The following is a 25,187-nucleotide window of genomic DNA, read 5'->3' as shown; positions in this document are numbered from 1 at the left end:
GACAACGCTGTCGAACGATCACCGCTCAGGCGCAGCAGGCCCCGTCAGAGGCCTACTGCACCTGAGCGGTAATGGTTGGACGACAGATACGATCAACCCATGCCAGTACCTCCTTCTGCCTCCGCCCGCGCTGTCGTCACCGGCGCTTCGTCCGGAATCGGCATGGCGCTCGCCAGGGCCCTCGCCGCCCGCGGTCACTCGGTGATCCTGGTGGCCCGCCGCGGCGAGATACTCGAAGAGCTGGCCACCGAACTGCGTTCGCGTTTCGCAGTGGAGGCCGAGGTGCGCGCCGTGGATCTCTCAGATCTGGAGGCCGTCGGCGTGCTATGCGACGAACTCGCGGGTCGCCAGATCTCGGTGCTGTGCAACAACGCGGGAATCGCGACGTTCGGTCCGATCGCCGAACTCGACGCCGCATACGAACGCGCCCAGGTCCGGCTGAACGCCGTCGCCGTCCACGACCTGACGCTGGCCGTCCTGCCGCAGATGATCGAACGGAACACCGGCGGCATCCTCATGGTCGGTTCCGCCGCGGGCAACATGCCGATCCCGAACAACGCCACCTACGCGGCGACCAAGGCGTTCGTCAACACGTTCAGCGAATCGCTGCGCGGTGAGCTCAGGGGCACGGGTGTGCACGTGACACTCCTGGCGCCCGGCCCGGTCCGCACCCAGACGCCCGCTCCGGAGGACCAGTCGATCGTCGACAAGATGGTCCCCGACTTCCTCTGGCATTCCTCGGAGAAGGTCGCCGAGATGAGCTTGGACGCCCTCGCACGGAACAAGATGCGCGTCGTTCCCGGCACGCTGTCGAAGGCGATGTCGGTGGCGGGCGGGTACTCCCCGCGGGCGATCGTCGCGCCGATCGTCGGCGGCTTCTACGGCAAGCTCGGCGAGGGCGACTAGCCTTCGACGACTACAGTCGACACCGTGCAAGACAAACTCGTATGGATCGACTGTGAAATGACCGGCCTCGATCTGGGCTCGGACAAGCTCATCGAGATCGCCGCCCTCGTCACCGATAGCGACTTGAATATCCTCGGGGAAGGTGTCGACGTGGTGATCCACGCCGACGACGAGGCGCTCGCGAACATGCCCGACGTCGTCACCGAGATGCACGCGAAGTCGGGCCTCACCGAAGAGGTCCGCGCATCCACTGTCACCCTCGCCGAGGCCGAGGAGATGGTGCTCGCGTACCTCCGTCAGCATGTGAGCGCGACCGGCACCGTTCCGCTCGCCGGCAATTCGATCGCGACCGACCGCGGTTTCATCACGCGGGACATGCCGCGCCTCGACTCGTTCCTCCACTACCGGATGGTGGACGTGAGCTCGATCAAGGAACTGACTCGCCGCTGGTTCCCAGCGATCTACTTCGGCCAGCCCCCGAAGGGCCTGGCGCACCGTGCGCTCGCAGACATCCGCGAGTCGATTCTGGAGCTGCGGTACTACCGTGCGGCGGCGTTCGTGCCCGCTCCCGGTCCCGACTCGAAGACGCTCGAGAAGATCGTCAGCGACCTCGGCCCCGCCTGACGCACGAAAACACGCTGGTCAGAAACCGATTGGCCATGATCGGTGGAAACCAGCTAGAGTATGACCCTGGCTCGGCCAACAGTGTGTGAACGCTGGGAATCCGTGCCGATGGTGGCTGTAGTTCAGTTGGTAGAGCACCAGGTTGTGATCCTGGCTGTCGCGGGTTCGAGTCCCGTCAGCCACCCCGACGAGAACGCCCGACCGGAATATCCGGTCGGGCGTTCTTTCGTTGACGGTGTGCGCTCAGCGCCGCTCACTCAAGCGTCCACGGCTCCTGCGGGAGGACGTCGCCGGTCTCCAGCAGCGTTTTGAGGTTCGCGAGTACTGCGGGCCATCCCTGGCTGATGTCTCGAAGGTCGTTCGCACTCTGCAGGTTGGTGTGTGTGACCGTGAGTTTGACGATGTCGCGTCCCTGCTCGATGTCGAACGCGACGACGCTGATCTCGGCGTCGGGATCGTCCGCGATAGCGGGATCGCCGAAACCGAACACCAGCCGCGTCGGCCGAGCGGTCTCGATCACGCGACCCGACACGTCGACGGTGCCGGAACCGTCGATCCGAACATGGTCGACGCGGCTGCCCACCTTCCAGTCCGACGTCTGCGCGTGGCCCCAGTATCGAGCCGTGATCTCCGGGTCAGTGAGCGCGTCCCAGACCTGTTCCGGGGTCGCCCGAATGTACGTGGTGTAGACGTAGTCCGGCACTGAACCTGTTTGCTCCGTGGTCATGAAACTCTCCTCTGCGTGTCGCTTGACGGAGGCGAGGACCGCCAGCGTCGGTTCTTCGAACTTCCAGATCCAGCGCTGCTGGATCTCGTGGATGGGCACGGCGTTCAGGTAGTGCAGCTTCCGCCGCCCGTCGCGGATCGATGACACCAGGGCCGCCTCTTCAAGGAGCGCAAGGTGTTGACTCACCGACTGCCGACGCATGTCGAGACCGTCGCACAACTCCCCCAGCGTCAATCCGGACCGCTCATGAAGCATGTCGAGCAGCCGACGACGGCCGGAGTCCGCAAGCGCTTTGAAAACGAGGTCCGCATCCACTCCTCAATCATGCAGGTAAATACCTGCATATTGCAACGTGCACGGGCCGACAGTCTCAACAGCCTCGACGTTCGTCGTGAAGACACACTGGAGCAGACATGTGACGACGATTGACGAGGGACTTCGTGAAAGCGCTCGTCACGTCGATGTGGACGCGGCGCGAAGTCGACGAACCTCGGAGACGGATTTGACCGTCGCCGCCACGACGGGCGGACCGAGGACCATGCCGATCATTCCCGCGATCGCTCCCCCGATGATCGTCGACAGCAAGACCAGCACCGGGTGGATCTTGAGCGACGAACCGAGTGCCCACGAACTGACCGCGCTTTGCACGGATCCGTTCGACACGATGAACGTCACCAACATGATCAGAGCCGCCGTTGTTCCACCGGACCCGAGCGCGATCAGTACGACGACCGCGCCTGTGAGCCAAGCGCCCACGTACGGCAGGAACGACAGGAAGAAGTACAGGATGAAGATCGGGATCGGCAGCGGGACGCCGAGGATCAGCATCGGGATCATGAAGATCGGCGCCGTGATCACAGCGGTCTTGGCAGTTCCCGAGAAGTAGCCTCGCACCGATTGACGCGAGAGGTCCGCGACGGCCGACACCTCGACAGGATCGAGTCCGGCCCGCGAGACCCACGCCGGAAACCGGTAGCCGTCGCGCAGCACGAAGAACAAGAAGAACAACGAGAAGAACGTCCCGAGAATCACCGATAGCAGACCGTAGAACGTGCTGGTCACGACGCCGAGGACACCTTGGCCGAGTTGAGGCGCGTAGTCGGCGACCGCTGTTCGGAGGTGCTCTGCGGCCGCGGTGTCGAGGTCGTGATCGCGCAACCATTCCAGCAGCGTGTTCCACCCGACCATCAGCTGGTCGTAGATCTGCGACCACTGATCGACGATGCCGAAAACTACGAGGGTGGCCAGAGCTCCGCCCACCACCACGGCGGCGAGCATCACCAGGAGTGTCGCGACGACCGGCGGGACCCGATGTCGGCGCAGCAACGCCGCACCCGGTTCCAGCACGATCCCGAGGATCGTCGCGATGATGAGCGGAACCACGATTCCGCTGATCGCGCTGATCGCGGCGGCCGCCAGGATCAGTAGGACGACCACACCGATGATCGACCAGCTGAGCGCTCCGATCGACCGCACCGCGCGGGCTGTGGAACGAACAGTCGCGGCGTTCAGATCGTCCGGGCTGTCGGGTTCGGTCTCGGTCACCCGCCAACTGTAGACCGGGCGTCAGGCACGCGGGTCGACGATGATCTTCACATGGCGTTCGTTGTTGTTGATCAACTGGTCGTAGCCCTCGGAGACGAGGCCGTCGAGTCCGATACGGCCGGTGATGAACGACGCGAGATCGATCTTCCCCGACTGAACCAGCGCGATCGTCGCCGGATGATCGTTGGAGTAGCCGATCGTTCCGCGTAGGTCGATCTCCTTGAGCACAAGTTTCGGCATATCGACCTCGGGCTTGTGCCCCCAGATCGACACATTGACGATCACGGCTCCCGGTCGCACCGCGTCGAGCAGCATGTCGAGGACCACCGGCACCGACGAGCATTCGAATCCGACGTCGGCGCCGCGGCCGCCGGTGAGTTCCCGGATCCGCGCGGCGACGTCGCCGTCACGCGGATCGAGGACGTCGTCGGCGACCCCCGTCGACCGCGCCATCTGCTTGCGCGCCTCCGACAGCTCCGAGATGTACACCGTGAGCCCCTCGGCCTTGAGCACGGCCGCGGTGAGCAATCCGATCGGGCCGGCGCCTCCGATGACTGCGACGTCACCCGCCCGCGCCCCCGAGCGGACGTAGGCGTGATGCCCCACCGACAACGGCTCGATGAGCGCGGCTTGGTCGAGCGGGATGTCGCCGACCGGATGCACCCAACGGCGTTCGACGACGATCTTCTCCGCGAGCCCGCCTCCACGCCCGCCGAGGCCGATGAAGTTCATGTCCTTCGACAACTGATACGCCTCACCGGGACCGGTGTCGACGTCCTCGCCGACGATGTACGGCTCGACGACCACATTCTCCCCGACCGTGAGGTCCGTGACGCCCTCGCCGAGTGCCGTGATCGTCCCGGAGAACTCATGCCCGATGACAACCGGCGCCGACTCCCCCGAGATCGGGTGCGGGCAGCCGGACGGCGGAATGAAGATCGGCCCCTCAAGGAACTCGTGCAAGTCGGTCCCGCATATGCCGCACCACCCGACGTCGATGGCCACCGTGCCCGGCCGCACCGGAGGCTCGGGAACGTCTTCGATCCTGATGTCGCTTCTGTCGTAGTAACGCGCTGCTCTCATGTCGACACGGTAGGGCCGACGGTCCAAGCGACTCCACGGTTGCAGAGCGTTGCAATTACGATCGATGCGTGACCGACGCCGAAACAGATCAGCCCCAGCCGCCGACCGACGAGCCCGTCGTGGAGACCGACAACAGCGACGGCGTGCTCCGCTCGTGGCGCCTGTGGATCGCGCCGGTGATCGCAGTGCTCGTGGCGATGTCGGCGATGGCCGGCCTGTACCTGGGCAGCATTCTCGACCCGGTGGGCAGCTTGACGTCGTTCCCGATCGCCGTCGTCAACGATGACAAGGGCGCGGTCGACCCGACCGGCGCACAGCAGAACTTCGGCGTCCAGATGGAGTCGACGGTCAAGGAGAAGGTCGACCCCGACAAGGTCTCCCTTGAGGACCTGAGCTGGGATGACGCGCAGGAGAAGCTGCGCGACGGCAAGGTCTACGGCGCGATTCGCGTTCCGGCCGACTTCACTGCGAAGACACTCGCACTCGCCGAAGGGTCGGTGACGCCCAATGCGGTCGAACGACCCCAGATCATCGTCTACACGAATCCCCAGGCCGGCACGCTGGGAAGCTCCCTGGTCACGGCGTTGAGCAAGGAAGCTCTCGCCGAGATGAACAAACAGCTCGGCCAACAGCTGACCGCCGCGGTCAGCAAACAGGCTGCGGCCGCCGTCCCGCCGTTGACCATCACCGGCACCGCGTCGATCGTGCTGTCCGCACCCATCGACGTCGTCACGACCGCCTTCGAGCCGCTGCCGACCGGCACCGGCATGGGACTGTCGGCCTTCTACTTCGCCCTCTTGGTGCTCCTCGCGGGCTTCACCGGCGCGATGCTCATCAACTCGCTCGTCGACTCCACTCTCGGCTACATCCCGTCGGAGATCGGCCCCCGTGTGGTCGTCCGCAAAGCCATCGGACTCACCCGACTGAGGGTGTTGCTGATCAAGTGGGCGATCATGATCGTGACCAGCCTCGCCATATCGGCGGTGTACATCGGCATCGCAAGCGCGCTCGACATGCCGATCGACCATCCATGGACGTTGTGGCTCTTCAGTTCGCTCGCTGCGGCGGCCGTGGGCGTCACCGCGTTGGCCGTCGTGTCGGCGTTCGGCACCATCGGCCTCCTGATCAACATGTTCGTGTTCATCTTCCTCGGCCTGCCGTCAGCGGGCGCGACGACCCCGATCGAAGCGGTCCCCGGATTCTTCGCGTGGCTCTCGTCGTTCGAACCGCTGCACCAGGTGTACATGGGCATCCGCGCGATCCTCTACTTCGACGCCCGCGGCAGCGCGGGCCTCACGCACGGGCTGCTGATGACCGTCGCAGGCCTCGCGATCGGCGTGGCCCTCGGAGTCGGCGTCAACTGGTACTACGACCACCGCGGCCTCGCCCGCGCCGGCGTCCAGGTGCTCGACAAGGGCTAGCACCCAGCTCGAACGGCAGAAGAAGCACGGTCGGCTGGGTTAGTGTCGGACTCGTGAGCACGACACAGGAACGGGTGACACTGCGCGTCGTCGTGTACTCCGACGATTCAGGCACCCGCGGGCAGGTGATCGGGGCGCTCGGCGAGCGCCTGCACCCGGACTTGCCCGACCTCGAGTACGTCGAAGTCGCCACCGCGCCGATGCTGTTGTCGCACTTCGACAGCGGGACGGTGGACGTGGCGATCCTCGACGGCGAGGCGTCCCCCGCCGGAGGCATGGGCATGGCGAAACAGATCCGCGACGAGTACAGCCCATGCCCTCCGTTGGTCGTGCTGGTGGCGCGGGAGGCCGATCGGTGGCTGGCCGACTGGTCGCGGGCCGACGCCGTCGCACAAGTGCCGGTGGATCCGATGCGGTTGTCGCGCACGCTGGTCGACCTGCTGCGATGAAGGGCCGATGATCTTCGCCTTCGCACCGGTCCAACGCGACCGGCTCACGGTGGATCGCCACTCGTGTCGGCGGTCGTCGCCGCCCTGAATCGCGCCGCCCTCACGGTGTCCACAACTCTCGACCCGGCGTCCGCACTCGAAGCGGTCTCCCACCTCGGTTTAAGCCGAAAGCGCCCACGGCACACACCATTCCGTGCGTATGGTGTGGTTCAAGTCACACAGTGGGGAGGCTTACGCGGATGAACGTCTACGCACCGATCCTGGTTCTCGGCGCGATCGCTGCCGCCTTCGCGATCGTGTCCGTGGTGATCGCGTCGATCGTCGGCCCGAAGCGTCGGAACGCCGCGAAACTCGCCGCGTACGAATGCGGAATCGAACCGCTCCCGCCTGCCGCCGACATAGTCCAGCGCTTCCCGGTGAAGTACTACCTCACGGCCATGCTGTTCATCATCTTCGACATCGAGATCGTCTTCCTCTACCCGTGGGCTGTCGCCTCAGACACCCTCGGATGGTTCGGCCTCCTGGCCGTTGCACTCTTCATCGTCAACGTGTCCGTCGCGTACGCCTACGAGTGGCGTCGCGGCGGACTCAGGTGGGATTAGAAACTGTGGGAATCGAAGAGAAGCTTCCCGGCGGGCTCATGCTGACGACCGTCGAGAAGCTCGCCGGTTACATGCGCAAAGGCTCCCTCTGGCCCGCGACCTTCGGGCTCGCGTGCTGCGCGATCGAGATGATGGCGACCACCTCCGGACGCTACGACCTCGCGCGGTTCGGCATGGAGGCGTTCCGGGCGTCGCCCCGACAGGCGGATCTGATGATCGTCGCCGGTCGTGTCAGTCAGAAGATGGCGCCCGTCCTCCGCCAGATCTACGACCAGATGGCCGAACCGAAATGGGTGCTCGCGATGGGCGTGTGCGCATCGTCCGGCGGGATGTTCAACAACTACGCGATCGTTCAGGGCGTCGACCACGTTGTGCCAGTCGACATCTACCTGCCCGGATGCCCGCCTCGACCCGAGATGCTGCTCAACGCGATCCTTGCGCTCCACGAACAGATCGGGCAGATGCCGCTCGGGGTGCACCGCGAGGAGGCGATCCGCGCAGCCGAGCAGGCGGCACTGTCGGCGAAACCGACGATCGAGTTCACGGGACTGCTGCGATGAGCGGCGAACTCATCGGCGCGCGCCACGGCCTCTTCGGGGCCTCCGGCACCGGCGACACATCTGGATACGGTCGGATGATCGCGCAGGTCAACCTGCCGGGCAGTTCCGAGCGCCCGTTCGGCGGCTACTTCGACGAGGTCGCGGACGAACTCGCCGCCGGCCTCAGTCGGCGCGGTGTCGCATTCGACGAAGCCGTCGAGAAGGTCGTCGTCTACCGCGACGAGATGACGATCCACGTGACCCGCGAGCACCTGCTCGCGGTCGCGTCGACGATGCGGGATGAACCATCACTGCGGTTCGAGCTCTGCCTCGGCGTGAGCGGCGTTCACTACCCCGACGAGTCGGGTCGTGAACTGCACGCCGTCTATCCGCTCCGGTCGATCACTCACAACCGGTCGGCCCGCCTGGAGACGACCGCGCCTGACGCCGACCCGCATCTGCCGAGCCTCTTCCGCGTGTACCCGACGAACGACTGGCACGAACGCGAGACCTACGACTTCTTCGGACTGATCTTCGACGGCCATCCGTCGTTGACGCGCATCGAGATGCCCGACGACTGGGAGGGCCATCCCCAGCGCAAGGACTACCCGCTCGGCGGGATTCCCGTCGAGTACAAAGGCGCCACCGTCGCGCCGCCCGACCAGCGGAGGTCGTACAACTGATGGCCGGCGCCACCCACTCCGAATCCACCCCGTTCACCGTCACCGGCAACGACTGGGAAGACGTCGTGAACGCCGTCGCCGAACGTGCGGCCGCCACCCAGGTCGATGAGCGGATAGTCGTCAACATGGGTCCGCAGCACCCGTCGACCCACGGTGTGCTGCGCCTGATCCTGGAGATCGAAGGCGAGACCGTCACCGAGGCGCGCTGCGGAATCGGCTTCCTGCACACCGGGATCGAAAAGAATCTCGAGTTCCGCACGTGGACGCAGGGCGTCTCCTTCGTGACCCGAATGGACTACCTGTCGCCGTTCTTCAACGAGGTCGCCTACTGCCTGGCCGTGGAGAGACTGCTCGGCATCACCGACGACATCCCCGCACGAGCCACCGTCATCCGCGTGATCCTGATGGAACTCAACCGCATCACGTCGCACCTCGTGGCCTTGGCGACCGGTGGGATGGAACTCGGCGCGGTGACGCCGATGTTCCTCGGATTCGGCTCACGCGAAAAGATCCTCGACCTCTTCGAGGAGATCACCGGACTGCGCATGAACCACGCCTACATCCGCCCCGGCGGTGTGGCCGCCGATCTGCCCGACGGTGTGATCCCGAATATCCTCGCCGTCCTCGACGCTCTCCCCGACGAGATCGCGCAGGTCGAGGCACTCCTCACCGAGAACTACATATGGAAGGCGCGTACCAAGGGAGTCGGGTTCCTCGACCTCACCGGATGCATGGCACTCGGCGTGACCGGCCCCGTCCTCCGGTCGACCGGTCTGCCGCACGATCTGCGGAAGGCCGCGCCGTACTGCGGCTACGAGGACTACGACTTCGACGTCGTCACCGATGACGCCTGTGACTCGTACGGCAGGTACCTGATCCGCATCGAGGAGATGCGGCAGTCCATCAAGATCGTTCGGCAGGCCATCGACAAGCTCGAGCCCGGCCCGGTGATGGTCGCGGACCGCAAACTCGCGTGGCCCGCCGATCTCGCCGTCGGGCCCGACGGTCTCGGCAACTCCCCCGAGCACATCGCCGAGATCATGGGCTTGTCGATGGAGGCGTTGATCCACCATTTCAAGCTCGTCACCGAGGGCATGCGGGTGCCTGCGGGCCAGTGCTACGTGTCGATCGAGTCGCCGAGAGGTGAACTCGGCGTGCACGTGGTGTCCGACGGCGGCACCCGCCCGTACCGCGTCCACTTCCGCGACCCGTCGTTCACCAACCTCCAGGCGGTCGCCGCGATGTGCGAAGGCGGCCTGATCGCCGACGTGATCACCGCGGTGGCCAGCATCGATCCCGTGATGGGAGGCGTCGACCGATGACCGTTCCGATCATGTTCACGACCTCGGAGCCCACTCCCCCGATCTCGTTCGACGGGCCCGTGGACTACCCGGCCGATGTGCTGACATCGCTGACTGCGGAGTCGGATGAGATCGTCGCGCGCTACCCGGAGTCGAGGTCCGCGCTCCTGCCGCTCCTGCATCTCGTGCAGAGCAACGACGGCTACCTCACGCGGGCCGGTGTCGCATTCTGCGCCGAGCGGCTACAGCTGACCACCGCGCAGGTCGCTTCGGTCGCGACGTTCTATTCGATGTATCGACAGAAACCCACAGGCGAGTACCTCGTCGGGGTGTGCACGAACACGCTGTGCGCGGTGATGGGCGGGGATGCGATTCTCGCCGGTCTGGTTGAACGGCTTGGCATCGGTCCGGGTGAGACGACGCCGGACGGTTCCGTCACGCTCGAGCACGTCGAGTGCAACGCGGCCTGCGATCATGCGCCGGTAGTGATGGTGAACTGGGAGTTCTTCGACGCCCAGACACCGGAGTCCGCCGCCCGCCTCGTCGCTGAACTGCAGGCCGGACAGGCACCCGCCCCCAGCCGCGGCGCACCGTCGTTGTGCACGTTCCGGCAGACCGCACGACTCCTCGCCGGAGTCCCCGAGCAGCCGGGAGGTGCGTCGTGATCGTCATCGACCAGCCCACCCCAGGTGCCGAACCGGCCGAGGCGCCGGTCCTGTCCAAGCACTGGGCCGACGACGAGTCGTGGCTGTTGCAGAACTACGTCCGTCAACACGGCTACCAGGGTCTCAAGGCGGCGCTGGCGATGACCCCGGACGAGGTGATCGAGCTGGTCAAAGCGTCCGGCCTACGGGGACGCGGAGGTGCAGGGTTCCTGGTCGGGCTGAAGTGGTCGTTCATCCCCCAGGGCGAGGCGTCGGCCAAGCCGCACTACCTCGTGGTGAACGCCGACGAGTCCGAGCCCGGTACCTGCAAGGACATGCCGCTGATGCTGGCGTCACCGCACATGCTGGTGGAGGGTGTCATCATCGCGGCGTACGCCATCCGGGCGAGTCATGCGTTCGTCTACGTGCGTGGTGAGGTCGCGTCGGTCATCCGACGACTGCGCAGCGCGGTGACTGAGGCCTATGAGGCCGGCCTGCTCGGCAGGAACATCTTCGGGTCCGGGTTCAGTCTCGACCTCGTGGTGCACGCGGGCGCCGGCGCCTACATCTGCGGCGAGGAGACGGCGCTCCTGGACTCACTCGAAGGACGCCGCGGCCAACCACGGCTGCGCCCACCGTTCCCCGCCACCGCGGGACTGTATGCGAGCCCGACCGTGGTCAACAATGTCGAATCGATCGCCAGCGTCCCGTCGATTCTGCGCAACGGTGTCGACTGGTTCCGATCGATGGGGACCGAGAAGTCACCCGGTTTCACCCTGTACTCGCTGTCCGGCCACGTCACCCGGCCCGGCCAGTACGAGGCGCCCCTCGGCGTCACGCTACGTGAACTCCTCGACCGCGCCGGCGGGATCCGCGCAGGCCACGAGCTCAAGTTCTGGACACCGGGCGGGTCGTCGACGCCGATGTTCACCGCCGAGCACCTCGACGTGGCCCTCGACTACGAGGGTGTCGGCGCGGCGGGTTCGATGCTCGGGACCAAGGCCGTCCAGCTCTTCGACGAGACGACCTGTGTCGTCCGCGCGGTGCTTCGGTGGACCGAGTTCTACAAACACGAGTCGTGTGGCAAATGCACGCCCTGCCGCGAGGGGACGTATTGGCTGGTCCAGATCCTGCAGCGCATCGAGGACGGTGACGCAACCGAAGCCGACCTCGATCTGCTGACCGATACCACCGACACCGTCGTCGGCAAGAGCTTCTGCGCGCTCGGCGACGGCAGCGGGAGTCCGATCACGTCGTCGCTCCAGTACTTTCGCGACGAGTACATCGCTCATCTCGACGGCCGCGGATGTCCGTTCGATCCCGCATTGTCGACAGTCTTCGGCAAAGGGGTGCGCTGATGTCCGAGGGCCAAGCCGACGATCAGGTCACCGTTGTCATCGACGGCACGCCGGTCTCCGTGCCAACCGGCACCCTGGTGATCCGAGCCGCCGAGATGATCGGTGTCGACATCCCCCGGTTCTGCGATCATCCGCTGCTCGCCCCGGTCGGCGCGTGTCGTCAGTGCCTCGTCGACATCGAGGGTCTCCGCAAGCCGATGGCGTCGTGCACCACCGTTGTCAGCGACGGGATGGTCGTCCGCACGCAGCATTCGTCGGTGACCGCGGCGAAGGCGCAGAGCGGCGTCATGGAGCTGCTTCTCATCAACCATCCGCTCGACTGTCCGACGTGCGACAAGGGTGGCGAGTGTCCGCTGCAGAACCAGGCGATGTCGGCCGGCCGCTCCGAGTCGCGGTTCGCCGGCGTCAAGCGGACGTACACGAAACCGGTCCCGCTGTCGTCGGAGGTTCTGCTCGACCGAGAACGTTGTGTGCTCTGCGCGCGATGCACCCGATTCGCCGACGAGATCGCAGGCGACCCGCTGATCGCACTGTCCGATCGTGGGGCGTTGCAACAGGTCAGCGCGTACCGCGAGCCCGGAGCGGGCTCCGATGCGACGGCCGACGCTCCATTCGATTCGTACTTCTCGGGGAACACCGTGCAGATCTGCCCGGTCGGCGCCCTCACCGGGGCGGCGTACCGCTTCCGTGCACGCCCGTTCGACCTGGTGTCCTCGCCCAGCGTGTGTGAGCACTGCGCGTCGGGCTGCGAGCAGCGAACCGACCACCGGCGCGGAAAGGTGCTGCGACGTCTTGCGGGCGACGATCCGGAGGTCAACGAGGAGTGGAACTGCGACAAGGGCCGGTGGGCGTTCGCATACACCCGAGAGCCGGACCGCATCGTCTCACCACTCGTCCGAGGTGACGACGGAGTGCTGCACCCGGCGTCGTGGCCGCACGCGCTGTACACCGCGGCCGCCGGGCTCGCGGCGTCTGGTGCCCGCTCAGGTGTTCTGCTCGGCGGCCGGTGCACTGTCGAGGACGCATACGCGTACGGGAAGTTCGCACGGGTGGTGCTCGGGACGTCGGACGTCGACTTCCGGGCGAGGGCCCATTCCGGAGAGGAGGCGCAGTTCCTCGCCGAGCACGTCGCGGGCACCGGGCTCGGCGTCACCTACGCCGATCTCGAGACCGCGCCGATTGTGGTCCTCGCTGGACTCGAGCCCGAAGAGGAGTCCCCGATCGTCTTCCTTCGGCTGCGCAAATCCGTCCGCGCGCGGGGGCAGCGGGTGCACACGATCGCGCCGTGGCGCAGTCCCGGCGCACAAAAGTTGTCGGCCACCCTGCATTCCTGTGTGCCCGGGCACGAAGCGGATGTTCTCGGCTCGGATGAGATACGTGACCTCCTTGCGACTCCGGGCGCCGTGCTGGCGGTCGGCGAGCGGCTCGCCACGAGCCCGGGAGCTCTCACCGCAGCTGCTGCGACCGGAGCGCCGATCGCGTGGATCCCCCGCCGGGCCGGTGAGCGCGGTGCGCTCGACGTCGGCGCCGCGCCCGGACTGCTGCCCGCGGGACGACCGGTGCGATCCGAACGCGCTCGCGCCGACATCGCCGAGATCTGGGGCGTCGACGTACCCGCCGAGACCGGTCGTTCCACATCGCAGATCCTCGACGCCCTGATCGGTGGAGACCTCGACGGAGTGGTGGTCGGAGGTGTTGAACTCGACGATCTGCCGGATCCGGAACGCGCAGCACATGCTCTCGGATCGGCGAAGTTCGTCGTCTGCCTCGAACAGCGCTCCAGCGACGCGACTCGTCACGCCGACGTGGTGTTTCCGGTCGCCGCGGCACCGGAGAAGTCGGGAACCTATCTCGACTGGGAGGGACGACCACGGCCGTTCGCCACGGCTCTGTCCGTCGAGGCCGGCAGTGTCCCCCTCTCTGATCACCGCGTGCTCCACGCACTCGCAGATCAGATCGGCGTCGACCTCGGTTGTGACACCGCCGAGGACATTCACGCCGAGTTCGCCCGCATCGGCGCATGGCGAGGTGAACGACACGCCTCCGCACCGCCCACGCCGGTCGACCGTCCGGCCGCGGGTCCCGGGCAGGCAGTCCTCGCGTCGTGGCGGATGCTGCTCGACCTCGGCCGAATGCAGGACGGGGAACCCCATCTCGCAGGCACCGCGCACCCCACCGTGCTCCGCCTGTCGTCGACCACCGCCGCAAGCGTGGACGCCGGCGACGGCGACGACGTGCGAGTGTCCACAGCACGAGGTTCGATCACCTTGCCGCTCGTGATCACGGACATGCCGGACGGCGTCGTGTGGGTGCCGATGAACTCTGTCGACTCCCGAGTCCATGCGACACTCGGCGCGACCCCGGGTGATGTCGTCGAGATCGGAGCAGCACGATGACTGCTGCGAGCGCCGTGTATCCGACACTGCACAGCTTCGGGAACGACACGTGGTGGCTGATCCTCGCGAAATCGATCGGCATCTTCGTGTTCCTGGTGCTCACGGTGCTCGTCGGCATCCTCGCCGAACGCAAGATCATGGCCCGCATGCAGCGCAGACTCGGGCCGAATCGAGTCGGACCCGGCGGCCTGCTGCAGAGCCTCGCCGACGGAGTGAAGCTCGCTCTCAAAGAGGGACTCACGCCGGCCGGCGTCGACAAGGTGATCTATCTGCTGGCGCCGATCATCTCGGTGGTCCCGGCGATCACCGCGTTCGCCGTCATCCCGATGGGCCCCGAGGTGTCGGTCTTCGGGCACCACACACCACTTCAACTGACTGATCTGCCTGTCGGGGTGTTGTTCGTGCTGGCTGTCACCTCGATCGGCGTCTACGGGATCATCCTCGCCGGGTGGGCGTCGGGGTCTACGTATCCGCTGCTGGGCGGCCTCCGGTCGACGGCGCAGGTGATCTCCTACGAGATCGCGATGGGCCTGTCGTTCGCCGCGGTGTTCCTGCTGTCGTCGACGATGTCGACGTCGGAGATCGTCGGCGGCCAACAGCACCACTGGTACGTCCTGCTCGTGCTCCCGTCGTTCGTCATCTACTTGATCTCGATGGTCGGCGAGACGAACCGGGCACCGTTCGACCTCCCCGAGGCCGAAGGCGAGCTCGTCGGCGGATTCCACACCGAGTACAGCTCCCTCAAGTTCGCGATGTTCATGCTCGCCGAGTACGTCAACATGGCGACCGTGTCCGCGCTGGCCACCACGCTGTTCCTCGGCGGATGGCAGGCGCCGTGGCCACTGTCCATGTGGGACGGCGCGAACTCCGGATGGCTGCCTCTGGTCTGGTTCACAGTCAAGATGTGGATCTTCCTGTTCGGCTTCATCTGGCTGCGGACCGCACTTCCCCGCCTCCGGTACGACCAGTTCATGAACCTCGGATGGAAGGTGCTGATCCCGATCGCCCTCGGCTGGGTACTGGTTGTCGGCGTCATCACCCAGGCCACCCGCGACGCCTCCGAGGTGACGTCGTCACTGCTGCTCGCGGCCGCCGGTCTGCTCGTGACCGGGCTGCTCGTCTACGCAATCGCTCAGCTGTCCCGCGCCCGATCGTCGAGCGCCCGGCCCCGATCGTCGAGCGGAGCCGAGACGCCCCCCGCACCATTCGACCCGATGGCAGGCGGTTTCCCCGTTCCCCCGCTACCAGGGCAGGTCGTCTTCTCGCCTGCGCTCGCGGCGGCCAGTCGACCCGTCGAGTCGAAGGAGAGTGAGTGATGTCGGACGGTCTCAAGCCGATCGCCGGGTTCGGCGGCACGTTCTCGTCGATGTTTCGCAAACCGGTCACCGAGCAGTATCCGGAGGAACGACGCCCGTCCCTGCCTCGAACCCACGGACGTCACCAGCTCAACAGGTACGACGACGGACTGGAGAAGTGCATCGGCTGCGAGTTGTGCGCGTGGGCGTGCCCGGCGGACGCGATCTTCGTCGAGGGCGCGGACAACACCGATGAGGAACGCTTCTCCCCTGGTGAGCGATACGGCCGGGTCTATCAGATCAACTACCTGCGGTGCATCGGCTGCGGACTGTGCGTCGAGGCCTGCCCGACGCGCGCGCTGACGATGACAGGCGACTACGAGATGGTGGGCACCAGTCGCGAGTCGATGATCTACGAGAAGGACCGACTTCTCGCACCGCTCGGCGACGACATGACGGCGACGCCCCACCCGATGGCCGACGGCGCGCGACCCGAGAACTATTACCGGGGCGACGTGGGACCGGACGGCATGCGATGAGTCTGGTGAGTGCGGCCGCGCCGCTGATGGAGACGTCCGGGGCGGAGGCCGTGACGTTCTGGGTGCTCGCCGTGATCGTCGTCATCGGCGCACTCGGCGTGGTCCTGTCGCCGAAAGCCGTCTACTCGGCGGTGTTCCTGGCGATGACGATGATCATCCTCGCCGTGTTCTACGTGATGCAGGGCGCACTGTTCCTCGGTGTTGTGCAGGTGGTGGTTTACACCGGCGCGGTGATGATGCTGTTCCTGTTCGTGCTGATGCTCATAGGCGTCGACTCAGCCGATTCGCTGGTGGAGGCAGTCCGCGGCCAACGACTGGTGGCGATCGGCCTGTCGGCCGGGTTCGGGGTGCTGCTTGTGGCGGCCATCGGCAGCGCCTCGATCGCGCCCTTCATCGGTGCGCCCGACGCGAGCCGAGGAACTGCGCCCGGCACCGGCACTTCGACGGGGCTCAGCACAGGCGGCAACGAGAACGTGCGGGCGCTCGCCGAACTGATCTTCGTGCGGTATCTGTGGGCGTTCGAGTTGACCGGCGCCCTGCTGATCACGGCGACACTCGGCGCGATGGTCCTCGCTCACCGGCGTCCTACAGCACCTGTCCGCGGTCAGCGCGAGCAGTCCATCGAGCGCTTCAAGACCGGGCACGCGACGCCGCTGCCCGCACCCGGCGTCTACGCGCGTCACAACGCCGTCGACATGCCCGGCCGGCAGGCGGACGGCACTCCGTCGCGGCTCTCGGTCAATCGGAACCTCACTCCTCGACTTCCGGAATCGGGGCGCGCCGCCCCGCAGCTGACGAGTGAGCCTTCGCCCGCGAGCAGTTCCCGATCTTCCAGCGGCACCCGATCGTCGAGCGGAGTCGAGAAGTGAACCCCGCCAACTACCTCTACCTGTCCGCGATCATCTTCGCGATCGGCGCGTCCGGTGTACTACTGCGCCGCAACGCGATCGTGGTGTTCATGTGTGTCGAGTTGATGCTGAACGCCGCGAACTTGGCTTTCGTGACGTTCGCCCGCATGCACGGCAGCTTCGACGGGCAGGTGATCGCGTTCTTCACGATGGTGGTCGCCGCCGCCGAAGTCGTGATCGGTCTGGCGATCATCATGACGATCTTCCGCACTCGACGGTCCGCGAACGTCGACGACGCCAACTTGTTGAGGCGGTGACCGCGTGACACAACTCTGGATCATCCCCGCATTGCCCGCCCTCGGCGCGGTGCTACTCCTCCTGGTTCCGCCGCTCCTTGAGCACAGTCGTCCCCCGACCACAGAGCGACGACCGGCGGCCGACACCTGGGGTCCGCTGGTCGCGACGGCACTCGCCGCGGGCTCTGCGATTGCTGCGGTCGTCGCGTGGATCTCGATGATCGGCCGTGACGTCGGCGAACGCACCGTTTCGAACGACTTGTACTCGTGGGTTCCGGTCGGCAGCCTCCGAGTCGATTTTGGCCTGCAACTCGATCAGCTGTCGATGTGCTTCGTCCTGTTGATCACCGTGGTCGGCACGTTGATCCATGTGTACTCGCTCGGATACATGGCCGACGATCCGGACCGTCGACGGTTCTTCGCGTACCTGAACCTCTTCGTCGCGGCGATGCTCCTGCTCGTCCTCGCGAACAACTACCTCGGTCTCTACCTCGGCTGGGAAGGCGTGGGAGTCGCGTCGTACCTGCTCATCGGCTTCTGGCAGCACAAGCCGTCTGCGGCGACCGCCGCGAAGAAGGCGTTCGTGATGAACCGTGTCGGCGACATGGGGTTGGCGATCGCGATGATGATCATGTTCTCGACCTTCGGGTCCGTCGACTTCGACACCGTGTTCACCGGCGCCACCGACGCGAGCGACGCCGCGGTCACCGGCATCGGATTCATGTTGTTGCTCGCAGCCTGCGGCAAGTCGGCGCAGGTGCCGCTGCAGGCGTGGCTCGGCGACGCGATGGAGGGCCCGACTCCGGTGTCGGCGCTGATTCACGCCGCGACGATGGTCACCGCGGGCGTCTACCTGATCAGTCGGTCGGGCCCGGTCTTCGACCTCGCGCCCAACGCGCAGACCGCGGTCACCGTGGTCGGCGCTGTCACGCTGCTGTTCGGTGCGATCATCGGCTGCGCGAAGGACGACATCAAGAAGGCGCTGGCGGCGTCGACGATGAGCCAGATCGGCTACATGATCCTTGCGGCGGGTCTCGGGCCAGCCGGCTACGCAGTTGCAATTCTGCACCTGCTCACACACGGCTTCTTCAAAGCCGGACTGTTCCTCGGCGCGGGTTCGGTGATGCACGCGATGAACGACGAGACGGACATGCGCCGCTTCGGCGGGCTTCGGACGGCGATGCCGATCACGTTCGCCACGTTCGGCCTCGGATACCTCGCGATCATCGGAGTGCCGCCGTTCTCCGGGTTCTTCTCGAAGGACGGCATCATCGAAGCCGCGCTCGCCGAGGGAGGTGTCCGCGGATGGCTGCTCGGCGGTGCGACGGTTCTCGGTGCCGCGATCACCGCGTTCTACATGACCCGCGTGATGGTGTTGACGTTCTTCGGTCCAGCCAGGTGGCGTGACGACGCGCACCCGCACGAGTCGTCCGCATCGATGACCGCCCCGATGATCGTGCTCGCGATCGGTTCGGTCGGTGCAGGCGCGCTCCTCGCGATCGGCGGTTCGTTGAAGGACTGGCTCGCCCCTGTTGTCGGCGAGGCGCCCGAGCACCACGGTTCCGTCCCGGCGTGGGCCGTCACGACCATCGTCCTCGTGTGTGTCGTCGCGGGCGCCGCCGTCGCATGGGCCAAGTACGGGCGACAATCGGTCCCCGAGACACCGCCGGACGACGTCTCGATGCTGACTGTCGCAGCACGCGCGGACCTGTTCGGCGACGCCTTCAACGAGAAGGTGTTCGCAGGCCCGGGAGCACTCGCGACGGCCGGCCTGGTGATGGTGGACGAACGTGGCCTCAGCGCTGTTCCGACAGGCATCGGCACGGCCGTCACCGGCACGTCCACCGTCGCCCGGCGGGCCCAGAACGGGTTCGTCCGCTCGTACGCTCTGTCGATCCTCGCCGGAACCGTGGTGATCGCCGCGTTGACGATGGTGGTGAACGTCCTATGACGATGCCGTGGCTCACCGTGTTGTGGCTGCTCCCCGCGGTCGCATCCGCCGTGGTGATGTTCCTGCCAGCGGACCGCGCCCACAACGCGAAGGTGATCGGCGTCGGCGCAGCGCTGCTGGTGCTGGTGTGGTCGCTGATCGTGGCGGCTCGATTCGAACCCGGCGGCCGGCGATTCCAGATGACCGAAGATCTGAGCTGGATCCCACAGTTCGGAGCTCGCTACTCCCTCGGGTTGGACGGCGTCGGACTCGCGCTGATCCTTCTCACCACGGTCCTCACTCCCCTCCTGTTGCTTGCCGGGTGGCGGGACGCAGACGGACCGGTCGGCAAGACCGTCCACATCTACGTCGCCCTGCTGCTCTCGGTCGAGGCGATGGTGCTGATGAGCTTCGTCGCGACCGATGTGCTGTTGTTCTACGTCTTCTTCGAGGCGATGTTGATCCCGATGTACTTCCTGATCGGCGGCTTCGGGACGAAGGGGCCCGGAGTACGTGCCGAACGATCACGGGCAGCCGTGCAGTTCCTGCTGTACAACCTGTTCGGCGGACTCATCATGCTCGCCGCGGTGATCGGCCTGTACGTCGTCGCAGGCAAGTTCAGCTTCGAGTCGATCTCCACGGCAGTCGCCGACGGCACCCTCGAGATGTCGCCGACCACACAGAACCTGCTGTTCGCGGGCTTCGTGTTCGCGTTCGCCGTGAAGGCACCGCTGTGGCCGCTGCACACGTGGCTGCCCGATGCCGCCGTCTCCACCACGCCGGCTGCGGCCGTGATGATGATGGCGGTGATGGACAAGGTCGGCACGTTCGCGATGCTGAGATACTGCGTCGGACTGTTCCCCGACGCCTCGGAGACCTTCGCCCCGGTGCTGTGCACTCTTGCGGTCGTCAGCATCGTCTACGGCGCTGTGATGGCGATCGGACAGACCGACGTGATGCGACTCATCGCCTACACGTCCATCTCCCACTTCGGATTCATCGTGCTCGGCGTCTTCGCACTCACCGACCAGGGCCACGCGGGTTCCACTCTCTACATGGTCAACCACGGCATCTCGACAGCTGCCCTGTTCCTCATCGCAGGATTCCTCGTCTCGCGTCGCGGCAGTTCGTTGATCAGCGACTACGGCGGCGTGCAGCGCCTCGCACCGGTGCTGTCGGGGACGTTCCTGATCGCTGGTCTGGCCACCCTGTCACTTCCCGGTTTGGGGCCGTTCATCAGCGAGTTCTTGGTCCTCATCGGCACATTCGTGCGGTATCCCGCGGCGGCCGTGATCGCTTCGGTCGCGTTGGTCCTGTCGGCGGTCTACATCCTCTGGACGTACCAGCGAATGATGGGAGGACCTGCCCCGGACAGCGCCGACGAACAGATCACTGACCTCGGTGTGCGGGAGAAGCTCGTGGTCGCACCGTTGATTGTTCTGTTGTTCGTTCTCGGCTTCTTCCCGCGGATCATCCTGGACTTCGTTGATCCAGCAGCACCCGCAACCACCTCGACCACTGCGAACGACGGAGCAGATCGATGACCGACGGACTCCTGCTTCCCTCGATCGACTACTACCGGCTCTCGCCGATGCTGATCGTGTTCGGAGTCGCCGTTGTCAGCGTGCTCGTGGAGGCCTTCGCTCGAAGTGAGGCGCGGTACCGCATTCAGCTCGGACTGTCGTGTGCCGGCATCGTCGCCGCGATGGTCGCGCTGGGATTCGTCGCGCACACCGCCACAACGGATTCCCCGCAGCAACGGACCCTCATGTCCGGCGCGGTCCTGATAGACGGGCCTGGCCTGTTCGTACAGGCAGTTGTGCTCGTCGTCGCGCTAGGAGCCGTCGCGTTCATGGGCGAACGACGCCTCGACAGGGTGTGGGCGCCCGCAGAGGTCCGGACCGCGACGGGCACGCCGGTGGCGGCGGGATACGTCTCGACTCCGCTCGACGACGCAGGTGCGGGATCCGACGCCGACCTGACGGCTGACGCATTCACTCCGTCCGGTGCCACCGTGCCGGGTTCAACGGACGAACTCGCCGCTGGTCGCGCCGGGTTCCTGACGACCGAGGTGTATCCGCTCACGCTGTTCGCGGTGGGCGGCATGATGCTGTTCGGTTCGTGCGGAGATCTGCTGACGATGTTCATCGCGCTCGAAGTGCTGTCGTTGCCACTGTATGTGCTGTGCGGCCTGGCTCGACGTCGCCGATTGCTGTCTCAGGAGGCGTCGCTCAAGTACTTCCTGCTCGGCGCGTTCGCGTCGGCGATCTTCCTGTTCGGGACCGCTTTCGCCTACGGCGCGAGCGCGTCGCTGTCGCTGCGGGACGTCGGCCAGTCGTTGCAGACCGCTGATGATCGCACGTTCGGTGTGATCGCGCTGGTATTGATCGCCGCCGGCCTGCTGTTCAAGGTCGGGGCCGTCCCCTTCGGGTCCTGGGTTCCGGACGTCTACCAGGGCGCGCCGTCTCCGGTCACCGCGTTGATGGCATCCGCGACGAAGGCGGCCGCTTTCGGCGCACTGCTCCGGGTGCTGCATGTCGGGTTCCCCGATCTCGCCGATATCGCGCGCCCCGCGCTGTGGACGATCACGATCGCCACGATGGTTGTCGCGACGTTCATGGCAGTCACCCAACGGGACTGCAAACGCATGCTGGCGTATTCGTCGGTGAGTCACGTCGGTTTCGCCCTCGTCGGAGCGATCACTCTCTCGCGGGACGCCCTCGCGGGCACTCTCTTCTACATCGCCGTGTACGCGGTTTCCGCATTCGGCGCCTTCGCGCTCATCAGCGTGGTGCGCGATCTGACCGGCAGGGAGGAGTCCGACCTTCGCGCGTGGGCCGGACTCGGTCGTGAGCATCCCCTGGTGGGCACCATGATGTCGATCCTCCTGCTGTCGTTCGCGGGCATCCCGCTCACCGGCGGGTTCATCGGCAAGTTCGCGGTGTTCTCCGCCGCAGGACAGGACGGCGCATGGCCGCTGGTGATCGTCGGAGTGGTGTGCAGCGCGATCGCCGCCTACTTCTACGTGCGGGTGATCGTCGCGATGTTCTTCTCGGATCCCCCGGAGGGTGCTCCCACCGTCGCTCAACCGAGCCTGCTGACCACGATCCCGATCGCGATCAGCGTGGGTCTCACGATCGCTCTCGGCGTCGTTCCCGCCTGGTTGCTCGACATCTCCCACGATGTGGCGACTTTCCTCGGTTGACCTCCACGGCTCTGATCCGCCGGGTCGTTCAACCATTACCGCTCAGGGCAGACAGGCTTTGTCGAAGCACTGCTTCACCTGAGCGGTATGGGTTGGACGACAATTCGCTTACGAACGTCTTGGTCGTCACCGCATCTTGCGACGGTAGACGAGCATGGCGACGCCATATGCGGTGGCCAGCAGCGCGATGCACCAGCCGAGAGCGATCCAGATGCTGCTGCCGACGGGTTGCTGTGCAAAGAGATTGCGGATCGCGTCGACGATCGCGGTGACCGGTTGGTTCTCCGCGAAGGCCCGCACCGGACCGGGCATTCCCGCCGTCGGGACGAACGCCGAACTGACGAACGGCAACAGGATCAGCGGGTAGGAGAACGCCGTCGCCCCGTCGGGTGAACTCGCGGTGAGCCCAGGGATCACGGCGAGCCACGTCATCGCGAGGGTGAACAGGGCGAGAATGCCCACGACGGCCAACCACGCTGCCGGCCCGGCGCTCGTGCGGAAGCCCATGGCGGCGGCCACGATCAGCACGATCAGGACTGACACCGCGTTCGCCACCATCGACGTGAAGACGTGGGCCCACAGGACGCTGGTCCGACTGATCGGCATGGACACCAGCCGTTCGACGATTCCGCCCTGCATGTCCTGGTACAGCCGGAACGCGGTGTAGGCGACGCCCGACGCGATGGTTATCAACAGGATCCCGGGCAGCAGATAGTCGACATAGCGCTGGGCACCGGTGTCGATCGCCCCGCCGAAGACGTAGACGAACAGCAGCATGAACGCGATCGGCATGACCGTCGTCGTGATCACGGTGTCGACGCTTCGCGTGATGTGGCGCAGCGACCGACCGAGAAGGGTCAACGTGTCTGAGACGACTGTCGAGCCGAGAGTTTGAGTGGTCATGCCGACCTCCTCAGGTCGTCGTCGCCGATCACCGCGAGGAACACGTCCTCCAGCGTCGGCTGCTTCTCGATGTACTCGACTTCTGCGGGCGGCAGGAGCCGTTTGAGGTCGGCGAGTGTGCCGTCGACGATGATCCGCCCCTCGTGGAGGATCGCGATCCGGTCCGCGAGTTGCTCGGCTTCGTCGAGGTACTGCGTGGTCAAGAGGACCGTCGTCCCCCCGTCGGCGAGTTCCCGGACGGAGTTCCACACGTCGATGCGGGCCTGTGGATCCAGTCCGGTCGTCGGCTCGTCGAGGAACACGATCGGCGGGTCACCGATCATGCTCATCGCTATGTCGAGGCGTCTCCGCATGCCGCCCGAGTAGGTGCCGACTCGACGAGATGCCGCGTCGGTCAGGCCGAATCGGGTGAGCAGTCTGTCTGCGACCGCTCCCGGATCTGGTTGGTGACGCAGGCGCGCGATGAGCACGAGGTTCTCGCGGCCCGTCAGTATCTCGTCGACGGCGGCGAACTGCCCGGTGAGGCTGATCGCTTGGCGAACACTGCGCGCCTGCTGCGCTACGTCGTGACCGTTGACGGTCGCGGTACCGGTGTCGGCCGACAGGACGGTGGCGAGGACCTTGACGAGGGTGGTCTTCCCGGCGCCGTTGGATCCGAGCAGCGCAAGAACCGAGCCTTTGGCGACGTCCAGGTCGACACCGTTGAGCACTGCGTGGTCACCGTATTTCTTGGTCAGCCCACGCACGCTGATCGCATTGTCGGTGGTGGTCATCGCGGTGTCCCCTCATCGCCGACGGCCTTGGTGATCGTGTCGTTGAGGCGGTCGCGCTCGCGGCCGATCCACTGACCTTCGGGGTAGTTGCGCTGGAAGTCTTCGGCGAACTCGACCGGGTCGTCCCCGACGATGCTGCGGACGTCGACGCCGTCGGCCACGCTCTGCTCGAACAGATCGGTGAGGTCTTCGAGCATCGACGTCAGGTTGTCGCTGTCGCCGGGCCCGAAGTACATGAGATACCGAGCGAGTGCTTCAACGGCCTCGCGGTGTGGTGTCGGCAGAGCCGCGACTCGCGCCTGGTAGGCGCGGTAGCGCTTCTTGTCGCCGACGATCTTGCTGATGATGGACATGTCAGTTGGCTCCTCGGTGCAGATGTTCGATTCGGTCGGACAGGAATGTCCATGTGCGCCAGAACTCGTCGAGCTCCGCTCGCCCGGCGTCGTTGAGCGAGTAGACCTTTCGCGGCGGCCCCTTCTCCGACGGGACCTTTTCCACGTCGACGATGCCGCGCTTCTCGATGCGGACCAGCAATGCGTAGACAGTGCCTTCCGCGATGTCGGCGAAACCCTCGTCGCGCAGTCGCGCGGTGATCTCGTACCCGTATGCCGGCGCAACCGCCAGCACCGCGAGAACGATTCCTTCGAGCGTGCCTTTGAGCATCTCGGTGATCTGTTTTCCCACAACCCCTCCCACTACTAAGTGATGTTGACTACCAGTACATAGTAACGCTGATTAGTGAGATGGCAAGAGGCCCCGCACGTTCGTACAGATCGTGCGGGGCCGTGGTTCAGCAGGACATCAGGACGATATGTCCAAACTGGATGCGATGTTTGTGATCTCGCGCGCAAGCAGATGGTCGAGCTCGGTGATCTCGTCGCCGGCATCGTGCGTCATGAGCGTCAGTGCCACCGCCCCGTACCGGAAGTCGATGTCGGGGTGATGATTCGCCGCCTCCGCAGCCGCGACGACGCGCGTCACGAATTCGAGACCGCGGACCATTGTTCCGGTGCGGAACCGGGCGACGAGCCCGTCGGGCGTCGCCGTCCACCCTGCTGTCGTCAAATCTTCGCCACCCATCACTCCACGATGACACGATGGAGAGAGTCTCGAAAGGCCT

General features: G+C 65.8%; 26 protein-coding genes and 1 tRNA gene. 19 read left to right on the top strand and 8 right to left on the bottom strand.

Annotated features, from left to right (window positions below; translation table 11 throughout):
• The first annotated feature begins 99 nt into the window (after positions 1-99).
• The 3 genes from cmrA (at position 100) to JVX90_RS05810 (ending at position 1,714) form a co-directional block, all read left to right on the top strand.
• Positions 100-906 carry a mycolate reductase gene (cmrA, locus tag JVX90_RS05820; protein WP_205331467.1) on the top strand — a complete coding sequence of 269 codons (807 nt, stop codon included), beginning with the start codon at positions 100-102 and terminating at the stop codon, positions 904-906.
• Between the two features lie 24 nt (positions 907-930).
• Positions 931-1,530: an oligoribonuclease gene (orn, locus tag JVX90_RS05815; RefSeq protein ID WP_205331466.1), complete on the top strand. Its 600-nt coding sequence runs from the start codon at positions 931-933 to the stop codon at positions 1,528-1,530.
• Between the two features lie 111 nt (positions 1,531-1,641).
• Positions 1,642-1,714: transfer RNA gene (locus JVX90_RS05810), tRNA-His, on the top strand.
• A 69-nt stretch (positions 1,715-1,783) separates the two neighbouring features.
• On the opposite strand, the gene JVX90_RS05805 is transcribed toward JVX90_RS05810, so the two are convergent.
• The 3 genes from JVX90_RS05805 to JVX90_RS05795 all read right to left on the bottom strand — a co-directional run bounded on the left by JVX90_RS05805 (position 1,784) and on the right by JVX90_RS05795 (position 4,885).
• Positions 1,784-2,572, bottom strand: a complete 789-nt coding sequence (locus JVX90_RS05805) for a metalloregulator ArsR/SmtB family transcription factor (protein WP_205331465.1) — start codon at positions 2,570-2,572, stop codon at positions 1,784-1,786.
• A 138-nt stretch (positions 2,573-2,710) separates the two neighbouring features.
• A complete protein-coding gene (locus tag JVX90_RS05800) occupies positions 2,711-3,802 on the bottom strand; it encodes an AI-2E family transporter (protein WP_205331464.1) in 1,092 nt (363 codons plus the stop codon).
• 21 nt (positions 3,803-3,823) lie between these two features.
• Positions 3,824-4,885, bottom strand: a complete 1,062-nt coding sequence (locus tag JVX90_RS05795; RefSeq protein ID WP_205331463.1) for a 2,3-butanediol dehydrogenase — start codon at positions 4,883-4,885, stop codon at positions 3,824-3,826.
• 68 nt (positions 4,886-4,953) lie between these two features.
• Between JVX90_RS05795 and JVX90_RS05790 the strand changes: the two genes are divergently transcribed.
• From JVX90_RS05790 to nuoN, 16 genes are all read left to right on the top strand, one after another.
• Positions 4,954-6,306: a DUF3533 domain-containing protein gene (locus tag JVX90_RS05790; protein ID WP_205331462.1), complete on the top strand. Its 1,353-nt coding sequence runs from the start codon at positions 4,954-4,956 to the stop codon at positions 6,304-6,306.
• A 53-nt stretch (positions 6,307-6,359) separates the two neighbouring features.
• Positions 6,360-6,755 (top strand): hypothetical protein, encoded by a 396-nt coding sequence (locus tag JVX90_RS05785; protein ID WP_205331461.1) that lies wholly within the window; start codon positions 6,360-6,362, stop codon positions 6,753-6,755.
• Between the two features lie 239 nt (positions 6,756-6,994).
• Positions 6,995-7,357, top strand: coding sequence for an NADH-quinone oxidoreductase subunit A (locus tag JVX90_RS05780; protein WP_205331460.1), 363 nt, complete (start codon positions 6,995-6,997; stop codon positions 7,355-7,357).
• A gap of 5 nt (positions 7,358-7,362) precedes the next feature.
• Complete coding sequence (locus JVX90_RS05775; RefSeq protein WP_205331459.1) at positions 7,363-7,917, top strand: NADH-quinone oxidoreductase subunit B; 555 nt, start codon at positions 7,363-7,365, stop codon at positions 7,915-7,917.
• On the top strand, positions 7,914-8,579 hold the full coding sequence (locus JVX90_RS05770) for an NADH-quinone oxidoreductase subunit C (protein ID WP_205331458.1): 666 nt from the start codon (positions 7,914-7,916) through the stop codon (positions 8,577-8,579). Before JVX90_RS05775 ends, JVX90_RS05770 begins: the two co-directional genes overlap by 4 nt.
• The gene (gene nuoD / locus JVX90_RS05765) at positions 8,579-9,901 is read left to right on the top strand and encodes an NADH dehydrogenase (quinone) subunit D (RefSeq protein ID WP_205331457.1); all 1,323 of its coding nucleotides are present in this window, start codon (positions 8,579-8,581) and stop codon (positions 9,899-9,901) included. Before JVX90_RS05770 ends, nuoD begins: the two co-directional genes overlap by 1 nt.
• Positions 9,898-10,545, top strand: coding sequence for an NADH-quinone oxidoreductase subunit NuoE (gene nuoE, locus JVX90_RS05760; protein ID WP_205331456.1), 648 nt, complete (start codon positions 9,898-9,900; stop codon positions 10,543-10,545). Before nuoD ends, nuoE begins: the two co-directional genes overlap by 4 nt.
• On the top strand, positions 10,542-11,882 hold the full coding sequence (nuoF, locus tag JVX90_RS05755) for an NADH-quinone oxidoreductase subunit NuoF (protein WP_205331455.1): 1,341 nt from the start codon (positions 10,542-10,544) through the stop codon (positions 11,880-11,882). Before nuoE ends, nuoF begins: the two co-directional genes overlap by 4 nt.
• Complete coding sequence (locus tag JVX90_RS05750; RefSeq protein ID WP_205331454.1) at positions 11,882-14,278, top strand: NADH-quinone oxidoreductase subunit G; 2,397 nt, start codon at positions 11,882-11,884, stop codon at positions 14,276-14,278. The genes nuoF and JVX90_RS05750 overlap by 1 nt, the downstream gene beginning before the upstream one ends.
• A complete protein-coding gene (gene nuoH, locus JVX90_RS05745; protein WP_205331453.1) occupies positions 14,275-15,594 on the top strand; it encodes an NADH-quinone oxidoreductase subunit NuoH in 1,320 nt (439 codons plus the stop codon). The genes JVX90_RS05750 and nuoH overlap by 4 nt, the downstream gene beginning before the upstream one ends.
• Positions 15,594-16,112 (top strand): NADH-quinone oxidoreductase subunit NuoI, encoded by a 519-nt coding sequence (gene nuoI / locus JVX90_RS05740; protein WP_205331452.1) that lies wholly within the window; start codon positions 15,594-15,596, stop codon positions 16,110-16,112. The genes nuoH and nuoI overlap by 1 nt, the downstream gene beginning before the upstream one ends.
• Positions 16,109-16,981: an NADH-quinone oxidoreductase subunit J gene (locus tag JVX90_RS05735; RefSeq protein ID WP_205331451.1), complete on the top strand. Its 873-nt coding sequence runs from the start codon at positions 16,109-16,111 to the stop codon at positions 16,979-16,981. Before nuoI ends, JVX90_RS05735 begins: the two co-directional genes overlap by 4 nt.
• Positions 16,978-17,277 carry an NADH-quinone oxidoreductase subunit NuoK gene (gene nuoK / locus JVX90_RS05730; RefSeq protein WP_008378915.1) on the top strand — a complete coding sequence of 100 codons (300 nt, stop codon included), beginning with the start codon at positions 16,978-16,980 and terminating at the stop codon, positions 17,275-17,277. Before JVX90_RS05735 ends, nuoK begins: the two co-directional genes overlap by 4 nt.
• Before the next feature lie 4 nt (positions 17,278-17,281).
• Entirely contained in the window at positions 17,282-19,207 is a 1,926-nt protein-coding gene (nuoL, locus tag JVX90_RS05725; protein WP_205331450.1) for an NADH-quinone oxidoreductase subunit L, read from the top strand.
• On the top strand, positions 19,204-20,730 hold the full coding sequence (locus JVX90_RS05720) for an NADH-quinone oxidoreductase subunit M (protein ID WP_205331449.1): 1,527 nt from the start codon (positions 19,204-19,206) through the stop codon (positions 20,728-20,730). Before nuoL ends, JVX90_RS05720 begins: the two co-directional genes overlap by 4 nt.
• Positions 20,727-22,391 (top strand): NADH-quinone oxidoreductase subunit NuoN, encoded by a 1,665-nt coding sequence (nuoN, locus tag JVX90_RS05715; protein ID WP_205331448.1) that lies wholly within the window; start codon positions 20,727-20,729, stop codon positions 22,389-22,391. The genes JVX90_RS05720 and nuoN overlap by 4 nt, the downstream gene beginning before the upstream one ends.
• A 126-nt stretch (positions 22,392-22,517) precedes the next feature.
• Here the strand turns inward: nuoN and JVX90_RS05710 are convergent, their stop codons facing one another.
• The 5 genes from JVX90_RS05710 to JVX90_RS05690 form a co-directional block, all read right to left on the bottom strand.
• On the bottom strand, positions 22,518-23,294 hold the full coding sequence (locus JVX90_RS05710) for an ABC transporter permease (protein WP_205331447.1): 777 nt from the start codon (positions 23,292-23,294) through the stop codon (positions 22,518-22,520).
• Positions 23,291-24,067: an ABC transporter ATP-binding protein gene (locus JVX90_RS05705; RefSeq protein ID WP_240194072.1), complete on the bottom strand. Its 777-nt coding sequence runs from the start codon at positions 24,065-24,067 to the stop codon at positions 23,291-23,293. Before JVX90_RS05705 ends, JVX90_RS05710 begins: the two co-directional genes overlap by 4 nt.
• Positions 24,064-24,420 carry a DUF1048 domain-containing protein gene (locus tag JVX90_RS05700; RefSeq protein ID WP_205331446.1) on the bottom strand — a complete coding sequence of 119 codons (357 nt, stop codon included), beginning with the start codon at positions 24,418-24,420 and terminating at the stop codon, positions 24,064-24,066. The genes JVX90_RS05705 and JVX90_RS05700 overlap by 4 nt, the downstream gene beginning before the upstream one ends.
• 1 nt (position 24,421) lies before the next feature.
• A complete protein-coding gene (locus JVX90_RS05695; protein WP_008378904.1) occupies positions 24,422-24,751 on the bottom strand; it encodes a PadR family transcriptional regulator in 330 nt (109 codons plus the stop codon).
• Between the two features lie 117 nt (positions 24,752-24,868).
• On the bottom strand, positions 24,869-25,147 hold the full coding sequence (locus tag JVX90_RS05690) for a 4a-hydroxytetrahydrobiopterin dehydratase (RefSeq protein WP_205331445.1): 279 nt from the start codon (positions 25,145-25,147) through the stop codon (positions 24,869-24,871).
• Positions 25,148-25,187 lie beyond the last annotated feature (40 nt).

Origin of the sequence: Gordonia sp. PDNC005, from assembly GCF_016919385.1 — a bacterium.
In the GTDB taxonomy this organism is placed as follows: domain Bacteria; phylum Actinomycetota; class Actinomycetes; order Mycobacteriales; family Mycobacteriaceae; genus Gordonia.
Note: the sequence above shows the minus strand (reverse complement) of the source record. Positions and strands in the feature narration are given on the sequence as shown.